Below are 6133 nucleotides of genomic sequence, written 5' to 3' on the forward strand. Positions count from 1 at the left end.
GTCCCCCGCCCATCCCTCGCACCCGCACCAGCCCGGTCAGCCTGGTCATCCTGCTCAGCCCGGTGGGCCCGGTCAGCCTGGGCGGTCCGCTCAGTCGCAGCAGCCGGGCCGACGGGGCCCCAGCAGTGCGGCCGGTCAGCCGGCGGCGAGTGGACAGGCACCGGTGTGGCAGCAGCAGCCGGTGCAGCAGTCCTACGAGGTTCCGAAGCTGTTCGAGACCGGGCTGCGCCGTGTCCAGGGAGGTGGCACAGGGCTGCGTCGCCGAGCGGGCGCGCAGCCGCAGCAGCCGCCGTCGGTTCCGCGCGGGCCCGGTACGGCGGGCCAGCCGCAGGGTCCGGGATACGCGGGCCAGCAGCAGTTCGCACAGCCGCAGGGAGTGTCCGGGGGTCCCAGGCCGCGCCGCCAGGCGCCTGCGCCGGCCCTCGACCAGTGGGGCCAGCCGGTCACCCAGCCGCAGCAGATCCAGCCGGAGTCGGCGTGGGGCACGCAGCTGCGCCGCATCGAGGCGGTCAACAATGAGGTCAGGACCGTCAACTGGCGCGCCGTCATCGGCTGGCTCATGGTGCCGGTGCTGCTGCTGGTGCTCGCGGCGTCGTTCCTGCTGTACGCGCTGACGTTCGGTGTCCTCGGTACGGCGTTCTACGGCACCGTCGCTTTCTGCTCCCTCGTGGTGATCATCCTGGTGATGTTCCTGGTGGACATGTGGCACCCGATGCCGGTCTATATGAAGATCATCGCGGTGCTGTGGGGTGCGGGCGTGTCCACGATGATCGCCGGCATCCTCAATTCCGTGTTCGGCGAGTTCGCGTACGCGTACTTCCTGGATGAGCAGACCGCGCACGCAGCCACCGCGATGTTCTCCGCGCCGGTCACCGAAGAGCTGCTGAAGGGCCTCGGGGTGGCGCTGATCTTCCTGGTGTTCCGCAAGCACATCACGGGCCCGCTGGACGGCATCATCATCGGTGCCCTGGTGGGCGGCGGCTTCGCGTTCGTGGAGAACATTCAGTACTACCTGCGGGCCGCGGAGGCCGGCGGGGTGCAGGCCGCGACCATGCTGATCGTGGTGCGCGGTGTGCTCGGCATCTGGGGTCACTGCGTGTTCACGTCGATGACCGGCATGGTGATCGGCCTGATCGACCGGCGCTTCGGTCTGGTCCCGGCGATCCTCTCGTTCCTGGTGGCGCCGCTGCCGGCGATGTTCCTGCACTTCATGTGGAACTTCTCCTCCACGCTCCTGGGCGGCTTCGGCGGCCTGGTCCTCCTGGCGATCGGCTGGTTCGTCATGTTCACGATCTGGTTCATTCTGATCGCGGTCCTGATCCGCCTCGAATCGGGCCTGACCCGCGCCCGCCTCGGCGACTACGCGAACCAGGGCTGGCTCACCCACGACGAGGTCACCATGCTCGCCACCTGGAGCGGTCGCCGCGAGGGCCGCCGTTGGGCCGCCACGTTCAACGCGAAGCCGACGATGAAGAAGTTCATCCGTCAGGCGGCGGAGCTGGCGTTCACCCGTCAGCGTCTGCTGGCCGACGGCGCGAAGCCCCGCCACCTCGAGGCGGAGCAGTACTTCCTCAACCATATGGAGGCGAACCGCGCGAACCTCCTGTCGCAGGCGCGCCAGGCGGGTGTGGTGCCGCAGGGGGTGGGGTATGGCCGCTGAACCGCTGTCCATCGGGCCCCTGCTCGGTCACCTCACGCACAGCGCGTCACCGTTCCGCATCAGCGGCGAGGCGGGGGCCGACGGAGTCCTCCCTCCGATCGACGCGCTGCGCGCGGACCTTGCGGCCGCTGACTTCACCGTCACCCGCATCAATGAGGTCCTCTCCCCCATGGCGCAGCGCGCCCTGGAGGCGGAGAACGCGATCCCGGCGCAGCGGGAACTGGCGGTCAGTGAGCACCCGTCGGCCCTGCTCATGCGGCTGCTCGCGCTCGGCGCCGCTCTGCCCGCGGACGAGGTCGAGGAGGTTCTGCCCACGCTGACGGTGGCGGGTGCGCTGGCGCTCGGCCTGCTCACCCCCGCCGGCGATCCCGCCGGTGGGGCCCTCGGGCGCGACGCTGACGGCCGGCCGCGCCTCGTGCGCGCCGCCATCGACCTGCGCCCCTACGAGGCCGAGGACGACGACGGCGCCATCCTCTGGTGGATCGCCTCCGACCTCGGCGAGACCGCCACCGGCCGCGCCCTCGACGGCGACCACGTCCTCGGCATCGGCGGCGCCACCTCCACCCTCATCGCCCTCACCCCGCGCAGTGAGGTGCGCAGCGCCCTCGACCTCGGCTGCGGCTGCGGCATCCAGGCGCTGCACGCCGCCCGCCACGCCCGCAGCGTCATCGCCACCGACATCTCCGAGCGCGCTCTCGCGTTCACCGCGTTCAACGCCCTCCTCAACCGAGAATCGCTGCCCGACGGGTGCGCCCTGGAGCTGCGTCAGGGCTCCATGTTGGAGCCCGTCGCCGGGGAGCGCTTCGACCTCGTAGTCTCGAACCCGCCGTTCGTCATCACCCCGCGCACCCCCGGCGGGGACACGTGGACCTACCGCGACGGGGGCCGCGCCGGTGATGCCCTCGTCGCCGACCTCATCCGCGACCTCCCGAACCATCTGGAGCCGGGCGGCATCGCCGCCATGCTCGCGAACTGGGAGATCACCGCCGGTGCCGACTGGCGGGAGCACCCGTCGGCCTGGCTCGACGGCTCGGACGTGGACGCGTTCGTCATCCAGCGCGACCGGGAGGACCCCGCCTCCTACGCGCAGACGTGGCTGCGCGACGGCGGCCTCACCCCGCGCGATGACCGCTGGGCGGCGATGATGACCGCCTACCTAGAGGACTTCGCGTCCCGAGATGTGGAGGAGGTCGGCTTCGGGTACGTGATCCTCCACCGGCCGACGGACACCCGCCCCGCGGTGCGGTTGCTCGATGAGGTGGGGACCACGGGGCAGGGGCCGCTGGGTCCGCGACTGAAGGGAATGCTGGTGAACGCCGTCACCCTGGCGGGCCTCAACGATGATGACCTGCTCGCATCCCACCTCGCGCGCGCGGACGACGTCATGGAGCGCCGCCACTTCGTGCCCGGGGCGGAGGACCCCGTCATGATCGATCTGGTGCAGGGCGGCGCGTTCGGACGCACTCTGCCGCTCACCTCGGAAATGGCCGGTGTGCTGGGCGTTCTCGACGGCACCCACCCGCTGAAGCCGCTCGTCCAGGCATACGCAGCGCTGTCCGGTGAGGAGTTCGAGGAGGTGAGCGAGCGGGTCCTGGAGCAGGTGCGGACACTTCTCCACTGGGGATTCCTCTCTTTCCGGGCCGAATGACGAGGGTGCTACATTCATGGCGACCAGGCCGTAGACGTTGATCGAGGAGAGTGCCGCCGTGAGTGCAGACCGCAATCTGGTGATTGTCGAGTCCCCCGCCAAGGCCAAGACCATTGGCCGCTACCTCGGTGACGACTTCACCGTGGCGGCGTCCGTCGGCCACATCCGCGACCTGCCGCTGCCGAAGGACCTCCCGGCGGAGCTGAAGAAGGGCCCGTACAAGAAGTTCGCCGTCGATGTGGAGAACGGGTTCGAGCCCTACTACGTGGTCTCCCCCGACAAGAAGAAGACGGTCACCGAGCTGCGCCGCCTGCTGAAGGACGCCGACGCCCTCTACCTCGCCACCGATGAGGACCGCGAGGGAGAGGCGATCGCGTGGCACCTGCTGGAGACGCTGAAGCCGAAGAAGTCGCTGCCGGTGTACCGCATGGTGTTCCACGAGATCACCAAGGACGCCATCCAGCGCGCCCTCAACGAGACCCGCGAACTGGACCACCGCCTGGTCAACGCGCAGGAGACCCGCCGCATCCTCGACCGCATCGTCGGCTACGAGCTCTCCCCCGTGCTGTGGCGCAAGGTGCAGCGCGGGACGTCCGCGGGTCGTGTCCAGTCCGTCGCCACCCGCCTCGTGGTGGACCGCGAACGCGAACGCATGGCGTTCGTCCCCTCCTCCTACTGGGACATTACCGGCGAGTTCTCCACCGCCGACGGGGCCGACCGCACCGCGGACACCCCCGCGTTCACGGCGCTGCTGCGCACCGTGGACGGCGCCCGCATCGCCTCCGGCCGCGACTTCACCGATGCCGGTGAGCTGAAGAACCCGTCGGTCACGGTCCTCACCGAGGAGTCCGCCGCCTCCCTCATCTCCGCGATCGACGGAGAGCCCGCAACGGTCTCCGGTCTCGAATCGAAGCCGTACACGCGCCGGCCCGCCGCCCCGTTCACCACGTCCTCCCTGCAGCAGGAGGCGTCCCGCAAGCTGCGGATGAGCGCCCGCCAGACCATGTCCACGGCGCAGCGGCTGTACGAGAACGGCTACATCACCTACATGCGAACCGACTCAGTGGTGCTGTCCGGTGAGGCGATCCGCGCCTCCCGCGCCCAGGCCGCCGACCTCTACGGCGACGAGTATGTGCCGGACCGTCCCCGCGTGTACTCCTCGAAGTCGAAGTCCGCGCAGGAGGCGCACGAGGCGATCCGCCCCGCCGGTTCGAACTTCCGAACCCCCGCCGAGGTGGGGTCGCAGCTCAGCGGTGACGAGTTCCGCCTGTACGAGCTGATCTGGAAGCGCACCATCGCCTCCCAGATGGCGGATGCGAAGGGCACCACCACGTCGGTCACCCTCGGCGTCTCCGGTAAGGGCCGCACCGCCGAGTTCACTGCATCAGGCACCATCATCACGTTCCGCGGATTCCTCGCCGCCTACGAGGAGTCCCGCGACCAGGGCCGCTACGACGACGACGCGAAGGACAAGCGCCTGCCGCAGATGTCGGAGGGGCAGGCGCTGTCGGTGGTGTCGCTGACGCCGGACGGCCACGAGACCACCCCGCCGCCGCGCTACACCGAAGCATCCCTGGTGCGCGCACTGGAGGAGCGCGGCATCGGCCGCCCCTCCACCTACGCCGCCACCATCGGCGTGATCCAGGACCGCGGCTACGTGTTCAAGAAGGGCACCGCGCTGGTGCCGAGCTGGCTGGCTTTCTCCGTGGTGCGCCTGCTGGAGGAGCACTTCGGCAAGCTCGTGGACTACGACTTCACCGCCGATATGGAGGCGGGTCTGGACCGCATCGCCGCAGGCACCCAGGACCGCACCGAATGGCTGAAGGACTTCTACTTCGGTCCGGAGAACGCCGGGCCGGGCGCAGCGCCCGACGCCGCCCACGGCCTGAAGACCCTGGTGGACGACCTCGGCGAGATCGATGCCCGGGCCATCAACACCACCGAGCTCGGCGAGGGCATCGACCTGCGCATCGGCCAGTACGGCCCGTACGTGGAGAGGACCGTGGACGGCTCCCCCGTGCGCGCCAACGTGCCCGGTGACTTGGCGCCCGATGAGCTGACCCTGGAGAAGGCGAAGGAGCTGCTGGAGCGTCAGAAGGACGACGGCCGCGCCCTCGGCACCGACCCCGACACCGGCAACGAGATCATCGTGAAGGACGGCCGCTTCGGCCCTTACTTCACCGAGGTCCTCGAGGTGGACGAGTCGATCCCGAAGACGAAGCGTCCGAAGCCGCGCACCGGGTCCCTGCTGAAGTCGATGGACATGGCGACCGTGACGCTCGAGGACGCCCTCAAGGTGATGCGCCTGCCGCGGGTGGTGGGCACCGAGGAGGACGGCACCGAGATCACGGCGCAGAACGGCCGCTACGGCCCGTACCTGAAGAAGGGCACGGACTCGCGGTCCCTGCAGAGTGAGGACCAGATCTTCTCCATCACCCTGGAGGAGGCGCAGGCGATCTACGCGCAGCCGAAGACCCGCGGCCGCGCCGCCGCGAAGCCGCCCCTGAAGGAGCTCGGCACGGACCCGACCAGTGAGAAGCCGATCGTGGTGAAGGACGGCCGGTTCGGCCCGTACATCACGGACGGCACCACCAACGTGACCCTGCGCCGCGACGATGTGCTGGAGAACCTGACGCACGAGATCGCAGTGGAGCGCCTCGCGGAGAAGCGCGCGAAGGGCCCGGCGAAGCGCCGGACCACGAAGCGCACCACCACCCGCAAGGCGCCCGCGAAGAAGACCACGACCTCGAAGGCCGCGCAGAAGAGGTGACCCGCGCGCCGCGCCCGTCCCGCGGCGCGGCGGCATGGACCCTCCGTTCCTCCCC

3 protein-coding genes are annotated in these 6133 nt (G+C 69.9%); all 3 read left to right on the forward strand.

From position 1 onward, the window contains the following. The first annotated feature begins 163 nt into the window (after positions 1 to 163). Genes MHY20_RS11790 through topA form a run of 3 tightly spaced genes read left to right on the forward strand, consistent with a single transcriptional unit; the run spans position 164 to position 6078 of the window. Positions 164 to 1660 carry a PrsW family glutamic-type intramembrane protease gene (locus MHY20_RS11790; protein ID WP_239376853.1) on the forward strand — a complete coding sequence of 499 codons (1497 nt, stop codon included), beginning with the start codon at positions 164 to 166 and terminating at the stop codon, positions 1658 to 1660. Next, positions 1650 to 3308, forward strand: a complete 1659-nt coding sequence (locus tag MHY20_RS11320) for a methyltransferase (RefSeq protein WP_239376855.1) — start codon at positions 1650 to 1652, stop codon at positions 3306 to 3308. The genes MHY20_RS11790 and MHY20_RS11320 overlap by 11 nt, the downstream gene beginning before the upstream one ends. 58 nt (positions 3309 to 3366) lie before the next feature. Beyond that, entirely contained in the window at positions 3367 to 6078 is a 2712-nt protein-coding gene (topA, locus tag MHY20_RS11325; protein WP_239376857.1) for a type I DNA topoisomerase, read from the forward strand. Positions 6079 to 6133: the final 55 nt, after the last annotated feature.

The sequence above is a fragment of the Helcobacillus sp. ACRRO genome (genome assembly GCF_022347125.1).
In the GTDB taxonomy this organism is placed as follows: Bacteria; Actinomycetota; Actinomycetes; order Actinomycetales; family Dermabacteraceae; genus Helcobacillus; species Helcobacillus massiliensis.